We start from the raw sequence: 18,682 nt of genomic DNA, 5'->3' as shown, positions 1-18,682 counted from the left end.
GCGCAACCACGATCCGTGCGGTGTCGACCATCAGCCTAGCCCAGCACCTTGTGAGCCGAGGTCAGGAACTGGAGAAACCGCGACGCGCCAAGCATGTCCCCGGCGGAGTAGCGGATGGTGAAGGCGTCCAGCTGCTCGATCGGATGCACATAGGCCAACCATTCCGCGACGAAGCGGTCTCGCAGGCGGATCTCGAGCGAAATCGGCGGATCGATGACGTAGGGCTTGCGCTTGCCGGCCGACGCCACGGCCTCGCGCACGCCAGCCCGCAGCCTCCGATCGGCCTCCTCCGGCGAGGGATTGAGCGCTGACAGGAACCCAAGGCTGGCCTTCAGCTCGGCCGCGGCCACGTCCTCCAGAAACCCCCGCGTCTCGGCGATCACCTCGTCGTCGCCGGCGATCATCAGCACCGGCACGCCGTGGGCGCCGGCGATGGCGGCGCTGATGCCGGCTTCCGAGACGGTGACGCCGTTCAGCCTGACCTCCTGGAACATGGCGCTGCTCACGGTGTGAGCCAGGGTGCCCCCCAGGTTCGTAGCGCCGGCGTGGTAGCCGACCAGCAGCGCGCCCAGGTACTTGCCGCTTTCGATGCCCTGCATCATGCCCAGCGGCCTGGGCCATGACCGGACAAGCTGAACATAGGCCGGCATCCGTTCGAAGCGGATGTTCTGGCCATTGCCATGGGAGTCGCTGACCACGACCTCTTCGGCCCCAAGCTCACGGGCCGTTTCGCAGACCGCGAGCACAGCGTCGGTCATCCAGTCGCGCGCCTGCTCATACTCGAAGCGCCCGGGCATGAGGTTGTCCCGCGAGACGACCCCCGCGATGCCTTCGATGTCGGCTGAGATGTAGAGGCGCATGGACGGGTCCGGTGAACAAGACGGGTGGGTCAGCCCCAGAAGGAAGGCGCGGGCGGCTGCATGACGCCGTCCCGGCAGGCCATGCCGTCCGGCCAGTCCTCCGCGATGAGCAGGGGCGCATCGAGATCGACGAAGGCGCATTGCCGGGCCAGGACCATGCCGGGCGCGACAGCCAGCGACGAGCCGCCCATGCACCCCACCATCAGGTCGAACCCGGCGGCCCGCGCCGCCGCGGCGAGCCGCAGGGCCTCGGTCAGGCCGCCGGTCTTGTCGAGCTTGATGTTGATGACATCGAAACGGCCCATCGCCTTGTGCAGGTCGCCGCTGTGGTTGATCAATTCGTCGGCGCAGAGGCTGACGGGGCAGTCGTAGCCGTCGAGCCCGGCCTCGGCGCCGACGGGAATCGGCTGCTCAAGCAGGACCACGCCGAGATCCGCCATTGTCGGGGCCAGTCGCTTGAGCGTGTCGATGCTCCAGGCCTGGTTGGGATCGACGATGAAGGCGGCGTCCGGGGCCCCGCGCCGGGCGGCGGCGACCGCGGCGACCGGGTCTGCCTCGTCCACCTTCAGCTTCAGGACCGCGAAGGCGGCGCGATGCCTGGCGGCGACCTCGTAGGCGTCTGGGGCGCGGATGCCGATGGTATAGGCGGTGCTGACGGGCGCGGCGGGGCCGACGCCGGCGATCTCGAACACCGAACGCCCGGACTGCTTGGCCTCAAGATCCCAGAGCGCGCCGTCGATCGCGCAGCGGGCCCCGCCGGCGGGCAGCAGCGTGAGCAGCGCTTCGCGCGTGACGCCGTTCTGGACGAAGGCCCGCACGGCTTCGACCTGCGGAATCATCGTGCGCACCGTCTCGCCGGCGTAGGGGACGCCGCAGCTTTCGCCCCACCCCCGCCGTCCCGCTTCGTCGACGAGGGTGACGATCAGCGTCTCGCCCTCCGTCTTCACGCCGCGCGAGATCGCGAACGGCTCACGGAGCGGCCACCGCCGGGTCTGCCAGGAAAGCTCAAGGGTCATGCCCCTAGGGCGCCGGATTGGCCCTCCCGGGACAAGGCTGCAAACCTAATGCGATCATTAGCCGGCCGATCTGGCCGCCACGGGTCGCGGGTCGACGGCTGATGAAGTCATTAGGATTCGGGATTTGTCTTTAAGCGCCCGCTACGGTGCTGCTCTCTCATGACCAGCGATGCTTCCCACACCATGCTGACCGCCGCGCGGCCAGCCCAGTTCGCCGCGCTTCGACGGGGCGATTCCGCCGCCTGGATGCGCAGGCCGGGCCTCGGACTGGTCGCCGACGCGCTGCCGCTGCGGCCCGAGGAGGTCAGCGACGCAGAGGCGCGTCTGACCCGTTTCGAACCGCTTCTGCGATCGCTGTTTCCGGGCGGCGGCTGGGACGGCCGCATCCGCTCCCCACTGATCGACTATCCCGAGCGTCCCTGGACGAACGGTCCGCTGCTCCTGAAGGGCGACCATGCCCTGCCGATGACAGGGTCGGTAAAAGCCCGCGGCGGTGTCCACGAGGTCCTCTGCCACCTGGAGGACCTTGCCCTCGAAAACGGCCTGTGGGCGCCCGGCGGTCCAATCGACGTGCTGCTTGAGCCGGCCGGTCGCGCCCTCTTCGAACGCAAGCGCATCGTCGTCGCGAGCACCGGCAATCTGGGTTTCAGCATCGGGCTCGTAAGCCGCGCCTTCGGCCTCCAGGCCGAGATCCATATGTCGCACGACGCCAAGGTCTGGAAGAAGGACCGCCTTCGCGCCCTGGGAGCGGTGGTGGTCGAACACGCCTGCGACTACACCGAAGCCGTCGCGCGCGCGAGACAGGCCGCGGACGCCGGCGACAGCTACTTCATCGACGACGAATACTCGCGGCGCCTGTTCGTGGGCTACGCCACGGCCGCTCGGGAGCTCGCTGGCCAGCTGGTTGAACGCGGCATTGAGATTGGCGCCGGCAGGCCTCTGGTGGTCTATCTGCCGTGCGGCGTCGGCGGGGCGCCGGGCGGTATCGCGGCCGGACTGAAGGCGATTTACGGGGCCGACTGCCTCGCTGTGTTCGTCGAGCCTGTGGCCTCGGCCTGCGTGTTCGCGGCGCTGGCGGCGGGCGGCGGCGAGCCGGTCAGCGTCTACGACATAGGCCTGGATAACGGCACCATCGCCGACGGGCTGGCGGTGCCGACCGCTTCGCGCCTCGTCCTTCGTACGATCGGCGGCAACATCGACGCGGTGGTGGCGATCCCTGATCGCGAGATGATCGACGGCGTCCAGCGCGCCTGGGCCGACGCGGGCCTGCGGCTCGAGCCCTCGGCCGCTTCCAGCCTGGCGGCGATTCCGCACTTCCACGAAGCCGCGCGCGGGGCGGGCCTCGACCTGGGGGGCTCCCCGGTGCAGGTCGCCTGGGCGACCGGCGGCGCGCTGCTTCCCGATGCCGAGTTCGCGGTCCTGCTGGCCGAGCGCCGCTAGCCCTCCGTGGGCCCCACCGCCAGCAGCGCCAGCGTCTGGGCCTGGGTCTCCGCCATCGCGTCCCGCCACCAGCGCGCGAACAGCCTCGCCGGCGATCGGGCGTCGCCCGGTCGACTGGTCACCACGCGGTAGATCGATCCCGGCGCGGGCGGAAGATCGAGCGCTGGCGTCAGTTCGCCCTTGCTGAGCAGGCGGTTGACGATCACCGAGCGGCCAACGGCCACGCCCTGGTCACACATGGCGGCGTGATAGGCGAGATGGGCGAGATTAAAGTGCCGCGAGCCCCCGACGCGGGCCGGCCAGTCGACGCCCGCGCCCTGTCGCCAACCGCTCCATTCGGAATCCGCCGTCCCGTCCCACCAAGGCACATCGTCGTGGAGCAGCACGACGGGCGTCGGCTCGCCTTCAGACCTGTCCAGAAGGGCGCGGTAGGCCGGCGAGCAGACCGGGAACACGTACTCCTGGAATGCGGCCAGTTCCTGCAGGCCCGGGGCCAGGGTCGGCTCGTAGTTGATGACCAGGTCGATGCCGCTGTCTTCCATTCGCTCCGCGGTGGAAGGCGCCAGTTCGGAACGCACGAAAACTTCGATGCCGGGATGCAGGCGGTAGAACTCGTCCAGATGCGGCACCAGCCACTCGGTCGCCAGCGACGGGACGCAGCTGACCACGATGGCCCGGCGTTGAACCCGGCTGATGCGGCTGAGCCGGTCGTTCAGGATCGACGCGACCTGGGTCATGCCTTCATGCAGCGAGACGCCGGCGTCCGTGAGGCGGATGCGCCCCTTGCTGCGGGTGAACAGCGGCGCCCCGAGCCGCGCCTCCAGACGCAGAATGCGCTGACTGACCGCGCCTTGCGTGACACGAAGGTGGTTCGCTGCGCCGGTGATGGATTCGAAGCGCGCGGCGGCGCGAAAGATCCACAGGTCCGACAACAGCTGGGCGTCCAGTAGACGCGTGTCCTGCTCATCGTTTGGAGGTGTCGACATGGGCAGACGGCTATCGACTTCGGGACCCGAGGGCAACGTTGCGCTGATTGGGTGTGACCAGCAGCGAGACCGGATAGTGGTGCGAGCGGTGGTGGGCAGGCGGTCTCAGGCCGGCGTGATGACTCCGAATAATGGCGTGACGCACCATCAATGCACGGGAATCGTGGCCGCCGGTCCCGCCTAAGGGGAGTTACCGGCGGTTCTCAGATGTCCGGTCCAACTGAGACCAGTAGCGAGACTGGCTGGCGGAGAGGGTGGGATTCGAACCCACGGTACCCTTCCAGGCACGCCGCATTTCGAGTGCGGTACATTCGACCACTCTGCCACCTCTCCATATCGGTGTTGAAGACCCCCTTGAGGGCCCCCAGAGCGAAGGCGCGGAACCTAGCGATGTGCCCCCGGAAGCGCAAGAGGGGTTTGGTGGGGCGACGGATGCGGCATGATGCTGCGTGAAACCTCCTGCGTTTGAAGGGAGAGGCGAGCATGCGACCGGTCCTGTTTGTCGGCCTTCTGGGCCTGCTCGTCGGTCTTGCGGCGCCGGCGCTGGCCGGGCCCTGTGAGGAGGCCGTGGCCTACTCCGACATGCGGGCCGGGGTGTCGGTGCTGGTGCTCAAGGACGGCCAGTCGGCGTGCGAACGCTACACGGCCGGCGGCGGTCCCGCGCGGGGCTGGGAGCTGTGGTCGGGGACCAAGAGCTTCAGCGGGCTGATCGCGGCGGCGGCGGTGCGGGATGGTCTGCTCTCCCTCGACGAAAAGGTCTCTGACACCCTGCCCGAATGGCGGAGCGATCCGCGCAAGGCGGCGGTGACGATCCGCCAGCTGCTCAACCTGACCAGCGGCCTGGCGACCACCATCGGCCGGCCGCCGGACTACGCCGGGGCCATCGCCTCGCCCTTCTCCGCCGAGCCCGGGACCCGCTTCCAGTACGGGGCCGAGCCGTTCCAGGTGTTCGGCGCGGTGATGAACCGCAAGCTGGCGGCGGCGAAGACCGGCGACGCCGACGTGCTGGCCTACCTGACCCGCCGCATCCTGGCGCCCATCGGGGCGACGCCCAGTGGCTGGCGGCGCACGGCGGCCGGGGAGCCGCTGATGCCGCAGGGGGCGAGCTTCACCGCCCGCGAGTGGGCCAAGGTCGGCGAGCTGGTCCGCGCTGGCGGCGGGCCGCTGGTCGATCCGGCTGCTTTCCTGGCCCAGTTCGCCGGCAGCAAGGTCAATCCCGCCTACGGGATCAGCTGGTGGCTCCCGGGGGTCGGCGGCTACGGTCCGCGCGGGACGACCAGCGATTTCGCCACCCACGCCGCCGAACTGCCGGCCGACCTGGTCATCGCGGCGGGGGCCGGATACCAGCGGCTCTACGTCATTCCCTCCTGTGGCCTGACCATCGTGCGCCAGGCCCCGCTGTTGCAGGCGCGCCGGGCGCCGGCCTGGAGCGACGTCGCCTTCCTCGGCCCCATCCTCAAGGGATGGTGCTAGCCGAAGGTCCCGCCGCGGCCCTGGCCGCCGCTGAAACGGGCCGCGCCGGCGGCGGCCTCGCCGCTGCGCAGGGTCTCCAGGCCGACATTGATTTCGAAGGCGGTGGCGGCGTCCCAGTCCAGGCCCCACTGCTCCAGGGCCGAGCGGCGGTCGTTTCGCAGGCAGGCTTGAGGGAAGCCGGCGATCTGGCGGGCCAGGTCCCTGGCGTCGTCCAGCGCCTGGCCGTCGGGGGCGAGGCGGTTGGCCAGGCCCATGCTCAGGGCCTCAACGGCGGCGACCGGCCGGCCGGTAAGGATCAGGTCCATGGCCCGCGACTGGCCGATCAGCCGCGGCAGGCGGACGGTGCCGAGATCGATCAACGGCACCCCGAAGCGACGACAGAAGACGCCGAAGGTCGCCCCCTCGGCCGCCACCCGCAGGTCGCACCACAGGGCCAGCTCCAGCCCGCCGGCCACCGCATAGCCCTCGACGGCGGCGATCACCGGCTTGGAGAGCGAAAGGCGGGTCGGGCCCATGGGGCCAAGGTCGCCGTCGCGGTGGACCGGGTTGCCCGACCCGGCCGCCACGCCCTTGAGGTCGGCCCCGGCGCAGAAGTTGCCGGCGGCGCCGGTCAGGATGGCGACGCTCAGGGCCTCGTCGGCGTCGAAGCGCTTGAAGGCGTCGTAGAGGGCCTGGGCCGTGACGCCGTCAACGGCGTTGCGGGCCTGCGGCCGGTCGATGGTGACGACGCAGATGTCGCCGTCGGTCTCGTAGTGCACGGTCATGGCAGGCCTTCCTCTTCCGCGCTGCCCTCATCCGCCCCCCTTCGGGGCCCACCTTCTCCCGACAAGCGGGAGAAGGACCGGATCATCCCGCCAACGGGTCCGGCGTTTCCACCGGCTCCTTGGCCCCCCGCTTGCCCTCCCAGCGGGCGACGACGGCCGAGGCGACCGAGTTGCCGACCACGTTGGTGGCCGAGCGGCCCATGTCGAGCAGGTGGTCGACGGCCAGCACCAGGGCGATCCAGGCCTCGTCCATGCCGAAGTAGGTGAGGGTGGCCATGATCACCACCAGGCTGGCGCGGGGCACGCCGGCCATGCCCTTGGAGGTGACCATCAGGAGCAGCAGCATGCTGATCTGCTGGGCGACGGTCAGGTCGATGCCGTGGGCCTTGGCGATGAACAGCACCGCGAAGGTGCAGTACATCATCGAGCCGTCGAGGTTGAAGCTGTAGCCCAGCGGCAGCACGAAGCTGACCACCCGGCGGGGCAGGCCGAACTTCTCCAGGGCTTCCAGGGTGCGGGGATAGGCGGCCTCGGAGCTGGCGGTGGAGAAGGCCAGCAGGGTCGGCGGGGTGATGAGCTTGAACAGGCCGAAGGCCTTGCCGCCGGTGACGATCAGGGCGGCGGTGAACAGCAGGCCCCAGAGCACGCCGAGCGACAGGTAGAAGCCGCCGATGAACTGGGCGTAGGTGCCGATGATGCCCAGGCCCTGCTTGGCGATGGCCGCGGCCAGGGCGGCGAAGATGGCGATGGGGGCCAGGGTCATCACATAGCCGGTGACCTTGAGCATGATGTTCATGCCCTGCTCGACCAGGGCCATGACGGCCGGGGCGCGGTCGTCCAGCGCCGAGACGGCGGTGCCGACGAAGACGGCGAAGACGACGATCTGCAGGATCTGGTTGGTGGCCAGGGCGTCGAAGATCGAGGTCGGGATCAGGTGGGTGATGAAGTCCTTCAGGGTGAAGGTCGAGCTGTCGACGGTGGCCTTGGCCGCCACCTCGCTGGTCATGTTGAGGTTGGCCCCCAGGTCCCAGACGCTGCTCAGCAGGTGGAACATGCCGAGGCCCACCGACAGCGAGACCAGGGAGGCGAAGATGAACCAGGCGATGGCCTTGAAGCCGACGCCGCGAATGGCGGCGGCGTCTTCCATATGGGCGATGCCGACCACCAGGGTGGTGAAGACCAGGGGCGCGATGATCATCTTGATCAGGCGCAGGAACAGGGTGGTGATCAGGTTGAAGACATCGACGGCGGTGGTCAGCTGGTCGCCGGCCAGGAGCTGGTTGCAGGCCAGGCCGGCGAGAATGCCGAGCACCATGGAAGCGACGATAAAGACAGTGAAACGGCGATTCATGCGGGCCCCGCAGCAGAAGATTTGCGCCATGTTTGGCGGGGAAGCGCGGCGGCGTCCACCATTGCGTCGGCCGCGCGGTTCGGCAGTGTAGGCCGATGAGCGATTTTGCGGTCCTCCGCGACGAACTGATCCTGCGTCTGCGCCGGGCGGCGCCGGCCATGCGCACCGTCACCGAAGGCGAGGGCGGGGTGTCGCTGACCTCCGACTGGCGCCATCCGCTGAAGCCGAACGAGCCGATGTGGTTCGGCGGGGTGCGGCTCGGCAAGGCCTATGTCAGCTATCACCTGATGCCGGTCTATACGCACCCCGAACTGGCGGCGAAGATCAGCCCGGGCTTGCGGAAGCGGATGCAGGGCAAGAGCTGCTTCAACTTCAAGGTCGCCGATGCGGCGCTGTTCGACGAGCTGGAGGCGCTGACCCGGGAGGGGGCGGCGCTGTATGCGGGCGATTGACGGGGGCGGCGTTTCGCAGGCTGCTTTCAACAATCTCAAAAGGTTGGCCCCGCGCGCGACTTATCTGAAGCGGCTTGGCTAGTGCCTCATGTCCCGGCACACCTCCCAACTCCGACCATCCCGACGAAAGTCGGGACCCAGCTGGCAAACCAGAAGACAGGCTGGCGCTGATCAGAGCGGACCCGTTTCCGCTGGTGGACACTGGGTCCCGACTTTCGTCGGGATGATCGGTAGAGGGGGAGTTCCAGGGGCCCTAGATCAACCCCGCCGCCTTGGCCTCGGCGGTCAATCCGTCGCGGAACTTCGGGTCGGCCAGGCCGATCAGCACCCGGGCCCGTTCCTGGATGCTCAGGCCCTTGAGGTTGCGGCGGCCGTGTTCGGTGACCACCCACTGGACGTCGTTGCGCGGGGTGGTGACCGGGCCGTCGAGGCGGCTGACGATGCGGGACACCGCGCCGTCCTTGGCGGTCGAGTGGCAGGCGATGATCGATCTGCCGCCCCGGGAGCCATAGGCGCCGCGCACGAAGTCCAGTTGGCCGCCGGCGGCGCTGTACTGGCGCCCGGCCATATGCTCGCTGTTGCAGGCCCCGGAGAGGTCGATCTGCAGGGTGGCGTTGACCGAGACGACCTTGTCGTTGCGGGCGATGACGGCGGCGTCGTTGACGTAGTCGACGGGGCGGCTCTCGACGGCGGCGTTGTCGTCGATGAAGTCGTAGAGGGCGCGGTCCCCCAGGGCGAAGGTGAAGATCGAGCGGCCGGTGTTGGTGGTCTTGCGGGCGTTGGTGACGGCGCCGGCCTGCATCAGCTTCATCAGGCCGGGGGCGAACAGTTCGGTGTGGACGCCGAGGTCGCGGTGGCCGCCGAGCGCGCCGCAGACGGCTTCGGGCAGGGCGCCGATGCCCATCTGCAGGCAGGCGCCGTCCTCGACCAGCTCGGCGACCAGGCGGGCGATGGCGGCGTCTTCCGGCGCGCCGTCGCGCAGGGGATTCTCGAACAGGGGGGTGTCCTGCTCGATGATGGCGTCGACCTCGCTGACATGGATCATGCCGCCGCGCACCCGCGGGGTGTGGCGGTTGACCTCGACGACGACGCGGCGGGCCGATCGGACCAGGGAGAGGCCGTAGTCGTTGCTGGGGCCGAGGCTGAAGAAGCCGTGGGCGTCCATCGGCGAGACGCAGGTCAGGAAGGTGTCGATGGGCTCGGATTCGCACATCAGCCGGGGGGCCTGGCTGAAGGCGCCGGGGACGAACCAGACGGTCTGGCGGCCATCCTTCTCGCCCTGGGCCATGAGGGCGCGTTCGACCGGGCCGAGGAAGAAGCAGTGGGGGCGGATGCGGTCGAGCAGGTCGTAGCGCAGGACGGTGGCGGCGGCGTGGGGCGTCGAGTGGAAGTAGTAGAGGCGGACTTCGTCGAGGTCTTGGGCTTCGGCGCGGGCGGCCAGGGCGGTCAGCAGGGCCGGCGGTTCGGCCAGGGCCATGCCCATGGCGACGCGGCTCCCCGAGGCGATCTCGGCGACGGCCTGGGCGGCGGTGGTCAGCTTGGCGGCGTAGGCGTCTTTTGGGGTCATCGGGTGATCCTGCATCCGTAGCCGTCCTCGTACACTGCTTCGCCGTGGAAGATGGCGAGCGAAGCGGTGACCTTTGCCGTGCGCGGCAGGCGCCGGCGGTCGATGCGGACGGTGTAGCGGTTCACATAAGAGCCGAAGTCGGTGCGGCAGCTGGCCTCGCTGCGGCCGGTGAGGAAGAGGCAGGAGCAGAGCTGCTTGGCGACATAGGTGGCGCCGGTGCGGGGCCAGGGGGCGAGCTGGGTCCAGGCGAGGGTGAGGAGGGCGGCGAGGATCAGCGCGGCTGCGGCAACAGCGATCCTTCTCCCGCTTGTCGGGAGAAGGTGGCCGCGAAGCGGTCGGATGAGGGCAGCGCCGCGGGTCGGTGAGTCTGGCATGCGTCCCTGCTCATGAAGTCTTCAGAGGCCGGCGCCGCCCTCATCCGACCCCCTTCGGGGGCCACCTTCTCCCGACAAGCGGGAGAAGGGAACTAGAGGGTCAACCCGCCGTCGACGATCAGGGTCTGGCCGGTGATGTAGCTGGCCAGGGGCGAGGCCAGGAAGAGGACGGCGCCGGCCATGTCTTCGGGCGTGCCGAGGCGGTTCAGCGGGATGCCGCGCAGGGCGCCGGCCAGGCGTTCGGGGTTTTCGGTGGTGACCTTGGTCAGCTTGGTGTCGACCAGGCCCGGGGCGACGCCGTTAACGCGCACGCCGTCGGTCGCCCAGGCTTGGCCCAGGGTGCGGGTCAGGGCCACGGCGCCGGCCTTGGAGGCGTTGTAGGCCGGGTTGCCGCGGGTGGCGTGGAAGGCGGCGGTCGAGCTGATGGTGACGATGGCGCCGCCGCTGGTTTTCAGGTCGCCCAGAAAGCGCATCGAGCAGGCCATCAGGCTGTCGAGATTGACCCCCACCACCTTGCGGAAACCGTCCATGGCGAACTCGCCCTTGCGGTAGAGGACCGTGCCCTGGGCGAGGACGAGGACGTCGAGGCCATCAAAAGGGGCGGGGGCGGCTTCGACGGCGGCGGAGTCGGAGGCGTCGACCTGGTGGAAGGTGAGGCCGGTGAGGTCGGAGCCGTCTTCGATCCTGTAGTCGTCCTTCGGGCGGGTGCCCCAGACGGCGACCTGGGCGCCGCGTTGGCGGAAGCCGTGGGCGATGCCGTTGCCGATGCCGCTGCTGCCGCCGACGACGAGCACGCGCTTGCCGGTGAAATCGAGATCCATGGTTTCGCTCCCGCCTGTTTTCCTCAGGCGGTGATCCTTCGCGCATCCACCGCCCAGCGTTCCCATGACCCGTCTTCCGCCACGACAATCAAGGCGTCATGCAGGTTGATGGTCGGGTCGCAGTGGCCGGGCTGCAGCCAGACGGTGTCGCCCAGGCGCGGGGCGTCGTTCCACCAGGGGGCGGTCTCGTCGGCGTCGAGGGTCTCGACGGCGGTGACAAAGTCGCCGCCCTTGAGCATCGGGATGGCGGAGGGGTGCAGGACCATGCCGTGCTCGTCGCCCATCGGCCGCCACAGCGCTCCGGCGGCGGCGCCCCAGGCGACCTTGGCGGGCGGGCCGTCGCTGCTGAGGGCCTTGAAGCCGGCGTCGACGGTGACGTGGCTCTTGTGGTTGGCCGAGACCACCGTGCTGGCGAGGAACATCGCCTGCTTGAACGACCAACCCTCGCCGGCGGGCGCGTCGCAGGCTTCGTACTCGGCGTCCATGACCGCGTAGCTGCCGGCCTGCAGCTCGGTGAAGACGCCGCTGGCGAGGTCGAAGGTGTGGGTGCCGGTGCCGCCGCCGGTGACGACGGGCGGCGGCAGGCCGGCGGCGACGAGAGCGTCGCGGACGCCGCGGGCCCGGGCGATGACGGCGTCGTAGGCGGCCTGGCGGTCGTTGCAGGGACCAATGTGCTGGATGTGGCCGGCGTAGGCCTGGAGGCCGGCGAAGCGCAGGCCTTCGGTATTGGCGGCGAGGCGGGCCAGAGCGACGACCTGGTCCGGATGGGCGCCGGTGCGGTGGGTGCCGGGGTCGAGGTCGACGACCAGGTCGATGACGCCGTCAGCGGCGCGGGCGGCGGCGCCCAGCCAGGCGATCTGCTCGGCATGGTCGGCGACGGCCCCGATGCGGGCCCCGCGGCCGGTCAGCGCGGCGATGCGCGGGGCGGCCCAGGCCGGGGCCGGGGCGGTGATCAGGACGTCGGGAACCCCGCCGGCGATGAAGGCCTCGGCCTCGCCGACCGTCTGGGCGCAGAGGCCGGCGGCGCCGTGCTCCATCTGGCGCCAGGCCAGGGCGGTGCATTTGTGGGTCTTGCCATGGGCCCGCAGGCGAACGCCGGCGGCGTCGCACAGGGCCTGCATGGTGCGCAGGTTCGACTCGAGGGCGGCGAGGTCGACGACCAGGGCGGGGGTCTGGAAGGGGGTGAAGGTGGTGAACATGGCGGACGGGTCTCCCTCCCTCCCCTTTATGGGGAGGGACGACGGGGCGCGAGCCCCGTCAGGGTGGGGAAGTCGAATGACGGGCGCCCAGAGCTTGGGGTTGGCGGGTCGCAGGACCTGTCGATGTCCGCGCTCTGTCCCGCGAGTACCCCACCCTGCGAGGCGTCGCCTCGCTGTCCCTCCCCATAAAGGGGAGGGAGGATGGTGGTCAGATTTCGCCGCTCAGCACCCGCGAGAACAGCTCCGGGTCCACATTCCCGCCCGACAGCACCACCCCGGCGGTGCGGCCCTCCAGCGCGATCTTCCCCGACAGCAGGGCCGCCAGGGCGACGATGCCGCCCGGCTCGACGACCAGCTTCAGCCAGGTGAACGCGAACCGCATGGCTTCGGCGACCTCGGCGTCGGTGACGGTCAGCACGCCCGACAGGTTGGCCATGTTCAGCGGCAGGGTCAGGCGGCCGGGGGCCGGCGACTGCAGGGCGTCACAGAAGGAGCGGGCGGCGGGGTCGACCGACTGGCGCTCGCCGGTGGCCAGGCTGCGGGCGGTGTCGTCGAAGGCGTCCGGCTCGACGCCATAGACCTGGGCGCCCGGCGACAGATGCTTGATGGCTGTCGAGACGCCAGCCGCCAGGCCGCCGCCGCCGACCGGGGTGAGGGCCAGGTCGAGCCGCACGCCGAGGCCGCGCGCCTGGGCTTCCAGCTCCAGCCCGACCGTGCCCTGGCCGGCGATGACGTCGAGGTCGTCGAAGGGCCAGACGATGGTCATGCCACGGTCGGCGGCGACGCCTTCAGTGATGGCCTCGCGGTTTTCGGTGTAGCGGTCGTAGAGGATGACCTCGGCCCCGTAGTCGCGGGTGTTGGCGATCTTCATGGCCGGGGCGTCGCTGGGCATGACGATCACCGCGGGGGCCCCGACCATGCGGGCGGCCAGGGCGACGCCCTGGGCGTGGTTGCCGCTGGAGCAGGCGACGACGCCGCGCTGGCGCTGCTCGTCGCTGAGTTTGGAGAGCTTGTTCATGGCGCCGCGGAACTTGAAGGCGCCGCCCCGCTGCAGGGTCTCGGGCTTGAGCAGCACCCGGCCGCCGAGACGGTCGTTGAGGGCCGGGCTCTCGATGACCGGCGTCGCCACGGCCAGGCCCTCGATGGCGCGGGCGGCGGCTTCGATGTCGGCGAAGGTGACGGTCATGGGGGGCTCTCAAGTCTGCGCGCCTGGGCCGCCTGACTAGCCCTTTGCGCCGAGTCCTCAAAGCCCGTAAGACCGGACTATTGATCCTCGTGGGGGCAGGCCATGCGTAGCGTGTTTGTTGGGGCGGCCTTCGCCCTCGGTTTGGGCCTGGCGGGCGGCGCCAACGCCGGCGAGCTGGGGGTCGGCATCGGCGCCCATGACGTCGACCTTTGGAAGCAGGAGTGCTGCTTCGAGAGCGGCCAGAACCTGGAGATCCACGGCCGCACCGATCCGATCAAGGGCACGCCCGAGGGACTGGGCAGCTGGCGGCTGTGGGCCAGCGGTTCGGTCAACAGCGACGGCGGGACCAACTATGTGGCGGCCGGCATCATGCGGCGGTTCTGGGACAACGACGAGGGCCGGTTCTACGCCCAGATGAGCGTTGGCCTTGGGGTGCATGACGGCCCGGACGAGGACTACCAGAAGACGCCGGACCGGATCTATTTCGGCTCGCGGGTGCTGATCGCCTCGGAGGCGGCGGCCGGGGTGCGGCTGAACGAGGCCTGGTCGGCCGAAGCGGCCTATTTCCACCTCAGCCACGGCGGCCTGGCGGGGGACCAGAACCCGGGGCTGGATGTGGTGTCGGTGCGGCTGATCAAGCGGTTCTAGGCCAGGACGGCGTGGCCCCAGTTCCTCCCCCATCGGGGGAGGGGGACCCCCTCCACCACGCGCTATTCGCGCGCGGTCCCCCTCCCCCGATGGGGGAGGAACTGTTAGCGTCCGCCCCAACACCTCCGGAGCCTCCCATGGACACCCTCGCCATCGACGCCGAAGCCTGGACCGCCGCCGGCGACGATGGCCTGCATGAGGCCATCGAGCTGCGCCGCGCCATCCACCGCGAGCCGGAGCTGGGGCTGCACCTGCCCAGGACCACCGAGAAGGTGCTGAAAGCCCTCGAGGGCCTGCCGCTGGAAATCCGCCAGGGGCCGTCGACGACCGGGGTGCTGGCCATCCTGCGCGGCGGGGGCAATGGGCGGACGGTGCTGCTGCGCGGCGACATGGACGCCCTGCCGCTGACCGAGGACACGGGCCTCGACTTTTCCAGCGGCATCGCCGGGGCCATGCACGCCTGCGGTCACGACACCCATGTGGCCATGCTGGCCGGCGCCGCCCGGGCCCTCTGCGCCCGGCGCGAGAAGCTGCCGGGGACCGTGATGTTCATGTTCCAGCCGGGGGAGGAGGGCCACCACGGGGCCCGCTTCATGCTCGAGGACGGGCTGATCGACCCGCTGCCGGACGCCGCCTTCGCCCTGCACATCTCGCCCAACATGCCGACCGGGACCTTCGCCAGCCGCACCGGACCGCTGCTGGCCTCGTCGGACACCATCCGCATCAAGGTCTGGGGCTCCGGCGGCCACGCCTCGATGCCGCACGACGCCATCGACCCGATTCCGGTGGCCTGCGAAATCGTCACCGCGCTGCAGGCCTTCGTCACCCGGCGGGTGTCGGTGTTCGACCCGGCGGTGGTCACCATCGCCCATATCGAGGCCGGCACCACCTACAACATCATCCCCGAGGTCGCCCTGCTGCGCGGCACCTTCCGCACCCTGTCGGAGCGCTCGCGCGAGCTGGTGCGGGCCGGGGTGCGGCAGGTGGCCGAGCATGTCGCCGCCGCCCATGGCTGCCGGGCCGAGGTCGAGATCGAGCTGGGCTTCCCGGTGACGGTCAATTCGAGCGCGGCGGTGAAGCTGGCCGAGCGGACGGCCAAGGCCCTCTATGGCGACAGCGCCTGGCACACCATGGAAAACCCGATGATGGGGGCGGAGGACTTCTCCTACGTCCTGCAGAAGGCGCCCGGCGCCATGGCCTTCCTGGGGGCGGCGCCGGTCGGGGTCGGCGGCGACTACCGCGCCTGCTGCGCCCTGCATTCCAACCGCATGACCCTGGACGAACAGGTGATGGCGCGCGGCATCGCCATGCATTGTGGGTTCGCCGAGGCGGTGCTGACGGGCGGGCTGGAGGGGTAGGGAGGCTCAGCGGACCCCGTACCGCGCCACGAACATCTCGATCGCCTCGGCCACCACCTTTTCGCGGTCCGGGGCCTGGGCCTCGCCGGTGGCCATCACCTGGGGCCAGAGGACGAACTCCTGGATCAGGCCGATGAATTGGCGGGCGGCCAGCTGGGGGTCGGGGCAGGCGATGACGCCGGCGGCTTGAAGCATCTCCAGCTTCTCGGCGAAGGACTCGACGGCCGGGCCCTTGCCCAGGCGGTGGAAATCCTCGGCCACCCAGGGCAGGCGGCGCGACTCGGCGATCACCAGCCGGGTGAAGGCGATCTGGTCGGAGCCGTCGAGGAAGGCCAGCAGGGCCCGGGCGATGCGGTCCAGGGCCGTGCGCAGGTCGCCGGCCCGGACCGTGGCCCCCAGGTCATCCAGGGATTCGGCGCGGTTGAAGCGGCGCCAATGGTCCTCGACCATGGCCCGGAACATCGCCTCCTTGCTGCCGAAGCGGTTGTAGACGGTCTGGCGGGCGACGCCGGCCCGGCGCGCCACCTGGTCGAGGTTGGCCCCGTCATAGCCGGCCTCCAGGAACAGGGCCCGGGCGGCCGCCAGGATGGCCGCCTCCGAGCGCTCGGCGGCGGCCGACGAGGGGGCGGATTTCGAGATCGGCGACGGGCGGGCCATGTCCCCGTCCATAGAATGACTCCGAGTGGGTTGCAAAACGCGACTTAGACTGTACAGTACAATCCATAGCATGGAGATGCGAGATGAAGCGATCGATCGTTGGGTTGGTTCTGGCCGGATTGCTGGCCGCCTGTTCGTCCGGCCCGCTGGAGGCGCCGCCGGCCGCCATCGTCGCCCCGCCGGCCGTGGCCGCCAGCGGCGTCACCCTGCAGGCCATCCCGACCGGGGCCATGCTGTCGAAGGCCAGCCTGGCCTATGAGGGCGGGGCCGGCGACGACAAGCGGGACTTCGTGATCGGGGCCATCCTGGTCACCCACCCCAAGGGCCGGCTGCTGTTCGACGCCGGCTTCGGCCGCAGCGTCGAGGACCACGCCAAGACCACGCCGCTGCTGCTGCGCCTGGCCTCCAAGCGCCGGCCGGGCACGCCGGCGGCCGACCAGCTGGCCGCCGCCGGCATCGCCCTTTCCGACCTCAAGGCCGTGGTCCTGACCCACGCCCACTGGGACCATGTCAGCGGGCTGGAGAACCTGAAGGGCGTGCCGGTCTGGCTGCCGCGGTCGGAGCTGGCCTTCGTCCAGGGCGGCGACCGGATGGGCAAGCTGGCCCGCCAGCTGGGCACGGCGGACTACCGGCCCTATGACTTTCCGGACGGCCCCTACTTCGGCTTCCCGGCCAGCTACGACGTGTTCGACGATGGGACTGTCGTGCTGGTCCCGGCCGGCGGCCATACGCCGGGCTCGATCGTCGCCTTCATCACCGTCGCCACCGGCCAGCGCTACGCCCTGATCGGCGACACCGCCTGGCAGAGCGAGGGCGTCGACCTGCCGGCCCAGAAGCCCTGGATCGCCCGCTCGGTCGACTCCGACAAGGCGGCGGTGCGGGCCATGCTGGTCAAGCTGCACCAGATCAAGCGGGCGACGCCGGGGCTGGTGGTGGTGCCGGCGCATGATGCGCGGGTCTGGGCGACCCTGCCGAAGCTGGGCGGCTAGACCCTGATAAACAGGGTCTAGATTCAAACGTTTAGAGCATGTCCGGGCGGCCGAACCGCGTACACTTCGGCCTGACATGCTCTACGCGGCGCGGGTCAGCACCCGCTCGGCCAGGGCGGTGTCCATGTATTCGCGGATCTCCTTCAGCCGCCCGTCCTCGAACCGGCAGATGTAGCAATACTGGTTGTCGTAGCGCGGGCCGGCCTTGGTCTTCACCGCGCCCTGGCATTCGACGACGACCAGGTCGCCCTCGGCGATCATCCGGGTGGCGCGGTTGGTGTAGGTCCCCTCGAACTGGGCGAACAGCGGGGCGAACAGGGTCTCGCGGACCGTCTGCTTGCCCGACCAGGTTCCGGCCCAGACGCTCTGGCCGGTGACCACCCAGGCGAAGTCGTCGGCCATCAGGGCCAGGAAGGGGCGGGGGTCGCCCTGGGCGAGGGCGTCGAAGGCGATGGTCAGGGCTTGCTTGTTGGCGGTGGCGGACATGCGGGTCACTCCTGTGTCTGGAGCGCCGAAACTGCGGCCGGCATGAAAATTCTTCCAATCGATAGATAGTAGATCATACATTCTCTGGATGAATTTGGCTGGTCTCGACCTCAATCTGCTGGTGGTGCTCGACGCCCTCATCGACACCCAGAGCGTCGGCCGGGCGGCCGCAAAGGTCGGGCTGTCGCAGCCGGCGGCCAGCCATGCGCTGGCGCGGTTGCGGCGGATGTTCGGCGATCCCCTGCTGGTGCGGACCGGAACGGGCATGGCGCTGACGCCGAGGGCCCAGGGTCTGCGGGCCCCGCTCGCCGAGGTGCTGGTCGGCGTGCGGGACCTGATGGGCGAGGAGGCCTTCGATCCGGCGACGTCGCGGCGGCGGTTCGTGCTGATGATGCCCGACCTTGTGGTGTCGATCGTCATGCCGGTGCTGCTGCCCAGGCTGGAGGCGGCCGCGCCGGGCGTGCGGCTGGCCATCGCCCCCTGGCGCGGGCCGGCGATGATGACGCCTGACTTCGCCCGCACGGTCGACCTGGTGGCCAGCTTCGTCGGCGACGCCTTCCCGGGCTTCCAGCGCATGGACTTCTACGCCGACCGCGACGTGCTGGCCGTGCGGCGCGGCCATCCGGTCGGCGCCGGCCTCAGCCAGATGCCGGCCTTCCTCGCCGCGCGGCATGTGGCGGTGGTCGGGCGCGGCGAGCGGGGCGATCCGGTCGACGCCTGGCTGGCGGAGCTTGGCGTCGAACGGGAGGTGGTGTTCGCCGCGCCGTCCTACCTGCAGGCGCTGCAGGTCGCCGCCGCCAGCGACCTGGTCGCCTTCGTCCCCAGCCGGCTGGCCCGCAGCGTCGGGCCGGGGCTGGGGCTGGAGGTGGTCGAGCCGCCGGTCGATCCGGGCTCCGACCAGCAGTACCTCTACTACCCGGCCCGGCTGGCGGTGGACCCGGCCTCGATCTGGCTGCGCGGTCAGGTGCTGGCGACGGCGGCCGACCTGCCGGGCTGAAGGCCGCCTGCGAACCCTTCCCCCCTCGGTGTGGAACAGGGCATGTTCTGCGCAACGA

At 70.2% G+C, this 18,682-nt stretch carries 19 protein-coding genes and 1 tRNA gene; 7 read left to right on the top strand and 13 right to left on the bottom strand.

What is annotated here, in order from left to right; all coding sequences use genetic code 11:
* Positions 1-35 precede the first annotated feature (35 nt).
* Both AC1RSK_RS08640 and AC1RSK_RS08635 read right to left on the bottom strand, forming a co-directional pair.
* Positions 36-860, bottom strand: a complete 825-nt coding sequence (locus AC1RSK_RS08640; protein ID WP_492907088.1) for a M55 family metallopeptidase — start codon at positions 858-860, stop codon at positions 36-38.
* Between the two features lie 29 nt (positions 861-889).
* The gene (locus AC1RSK_RS08635; RefSeq protein WP_492907087.1) at positions 890-1,876 is read right to left on the bottom strand and encodes a dipeptide epimerase; all 987 of its coding nucleotides are present in this window, start codon (positions 1,874-1,876) and stop codon (positions 890-892) included.
* Between the two features lie 159 nt (positions 1,877-2,035).
* Here AC1RSK_RS08635 and dsdA point away from each other — a divergent pair, with 159 nt between their 5' ends.
* Positions 2,036-3,316 (top strand): D-serine ammonia-lyase, encoded by a 1,281-nt coding sequence (gene dsdA, locus AC1RSK_RS08630; protein WP_492907086.1) that lies wholly within the window; start codon positions 2,036-2,038, stop codon positions 3,314-3,316.
* Here dsdA and AC1RSK_RS08625 read toward each other — a convergent pair.
* Both AC1RSK_RS08625 and AC1RSK_RS08620 read right to left on the bottom strand, forming a co-directional pair.
* Complete coding sequence (locus AC1RSK_RS08625; protein ID WP_492907085.1) at positions 3,313-4,248, bottom strand: LysR family transcriptional regulator; 936 nt, start codon at positions 4,246-4,248, stop codon at positions 3,313-3,315. The two genes, dsdA and AC1RSK_RS08625, sit on opposite strands and share 4 nt — an antisense overlap.
* Positions 4,249-4,545: 297 nt before the next feature.
* Positions 4,546-4,635 (bottom strand) — tRNA-Ser (locus AC1RSK_RS08620).
* Positions 4,636-4,785: 150 nt separating this feature from the next.
* Between AC1RSK_RS08620 and AC1RSK_RS08615 the strand changes: the two genes are divergently transcribed.
* Entirely contained in the window at positions 4,786-5,775 is a 990-nt protein-coding gene (locus AC1RSK_RS08615) for a serine hydrolase domain-containing protein (protein ID WP_492907084.1), read from the top strand.
* Here the strand turns inward: AC1RSK_RS08615 and AC1RSK_RS08610 are convergent.
* Both AC1RSK_RS08610 and AC1RSK_RS08605 read right to left on the bottom strand, forming a co-directional pair.
* Positions 5,772-6,539 carry a crotonase/enoyl-CoA hydratase family protein gene (locus AC1RSK_RS08610; protein WP_492907083.1) on the bottom strand — a complete coding sequence of 256 codons (768 nt, stop codon included), beginning with the start codon at positions 6,537-6,539 and terminating at the stop codon, positions 5,772-5,774. The genes AC1RSK_RS08615 and AC1RSK_RS08610 overlap by 4 nt on opposite strands.
* Positions 6,540-6,621: 82 nt before the next feature.
* Positions 6,622-7,890 (bottom strand): dicarboxylate/amino acid:cation symporter, encoded by a 1,269-nt coding sequence (locus AC1RSK_RS08605; protein WP_492907082.1) that lies wholly within the window; start codon positions 7,888-7,890, stop codon positions 6,622-6,624.
* 95 nt (positions 7,891-7,985) lie between these two features.
* Between AC1RSK_RS08605 and AC1RSK_RS08600 the strand changes: the two genes are divergently transcribed.
* Positions 7,986-8,342: a hypothetical protein gene (locus tag AC1RSK_RS08600; RefSeq protein ID WP_492907081.1), complete on the top strand. Its 357-nt coding sequence runs from the start codon at positions 7,986-7,988 to the stop codon at positions 8,340-8,342.
* A gap of 253 nt (positions 8,343-8,595) precedes the next feature.
* Here AC1RSK_RS08600 and AC1RSK_RS08595 read toward each other — a convergent pair whose 3' ends face one another.
* The 5 genes from AC1RSK_RS08595 to AC1RSK_RS08575 form a co-directional block, all read right to left on the bottom strand.
* Positions 8,596-9,909, bottom strand: a complete 1,314-nt coding sequence (locus AC1RSK_RS08595) for an acetyl-CoA hydrolase/transferase family protein (protein WP_492907080.1) — start codon at positions 9,907-9,909, stop codon at positions 8,596-8,598.
* The gene (locus AC1RSK_RS08590; protein WP_492907079.1) at positions 9,906-10,283 is read right to left on the bottom strand and encodes a hypothetical protein; all 378 of its coding nucleotides are present in this window, start codon (positions 10,281-10,283) and stop codon (positions 9,906-9,908) included. The genes AC1RSK_RS08595 and AC1RSK_RS08590 overlap by 4 nt, the downstream gene beginning before the upstream one ends.
* A 92-nt stretch (positions 10,284-10,375) precedes the next feature.
* Positions 10,376-11,104, bottom strand: a complete 729-nt coding sequence (locus AC1RSK_RS08585) for an SDR family NAD(P)-dependent oxidoreductase (RefSeq protein ID WP_492907078.1) — start codon at positions 11,102-11,104, stop codon at positions 10,376-10,378.
* Positions 11,105-11,127: 23 nt separating this feature from the next.
* Positions 11,128-12,303: an alanine racemase gene (locus AC1RSK_RS08580; protein WP_492907077.1), complete on the bottom strand. Its 1,176-nt coding sequence runs from the start codon at positions 12,301-12,303 to the stop codon at positions 11,128-11,130.
* A 208-nt stretch (positions 12,304-12,511) separates the two neighbouring features.
* Positions 12,512-13,489, bottom strand: coding sequence for a threonine ammonia-lyase (locus tag AC1RSK_RS08575; RefSeq protein ID WP_492907076.1), 978 nt, complete (start codon positions 13,487-13,489; stop codon positions 12,512-12,514).
* A gap of 102 nt (positions 13,490-13,591) precedes the next feature.
* Here AC1RSK_RS08575 and AC1RSK_RS08570 point away from each other — a divergent pair, with 102 nt between their 5' ends.
* Entirely contained in the window at positions 13,592-14,137 is a 546-nt protein-coding gene (locus AC1RSK_RS08570; protein WP_492907075.1) for an acyloxyacyl hydrolase, read from the top strand.
* Between the two features lie 137 nt (positions 14,138-14,274).
* Positions 14,275-15,495, top strand: a complete 1,221-nt coding sequence (locus tag AC1RSK_RS08565; protein ID WP_492907074.1) for a M20 metallopeptidase family protein — start codon at positions 14,275-14,277, stop codon at positions 15,493-15,495.
* A 6-nt stretch (positions 15,496-15,501) separates the two neighbouring features.
* Here AC1RSK_RS08565 and AC1RSK_RS08560 read toward each other — a convergent pair whose 3' ends face one another.
* Positions 15,502-16,152, bottom strand: a complete 651-nt coding sequence (locus AC1RSK_RS08560; protein ID WP_492907073.1) for a TetR/AcrR family transcriptional regulator — start codon at positions 16,150-16,152, stop codon at positions 15,502-15,504.
* Between the two features lie 83 nt (positions 16,153-16,235).
* On the opposite strand from AC1RSK_RS08560, the gene AC1RSK_RS08555 reads away from it, so the two are divergent.
* Positions 16,236-17,141, top strand: coding sequence for an MBL fold metallo-hydrolase (locus AC1RSK_RS08555; RefSeq protein WP_492907072.1), 906 nt, complete (start codon positions 16,236-16,238; stop codon positions 17,139-17,141).
* A gap of 81 nt (positions 17,142-17,222) precedes the next feature.
* Here the strand turns inward: AC1RSK_RS08555 and AC1RSK_RS08550 are convergent, their stop codons facing one another.
* On the bottom strand, positions 17,223-17,627 hold the full coding sequence (locus AC1RSK_RS08550; protein ID WP_492907071.1) for a nuclear transport factor 2 family protein: 405 nt from the start codon (positions 17,625-17,627) through the stop codon (positions 17,223-17,225).
* A gap of 88 nt (positions 17,628-17,715) precedes the next feature.
* Here AC1RSK_RS08550 and AC1RSK_RS08545 point away from each other — a divergent pair, with 88 nt between their 5' ends.
* Positions 17,716-18,624: a LysR family transcriptional regulator gene (locus tag AC1RSK_RS08545; RefSeq protein WP_492907070.1), complete on the top strand. Its 909-nt coding sequence runs from the start codon at positions 17,716-17,718 to the stop codon at positions 18,622-18,624.
* Positions 18,625-18,682 lie beyond the last annotated feature (58 nt).

The organism is Caulobacter sp. GW821-FHT11A05 (assembly GCF_058809015.1).
Note: the sequence above shows the minus strand (reverse complement) of the source record. Positions and strands in the feature narration are given on the sequence as shown.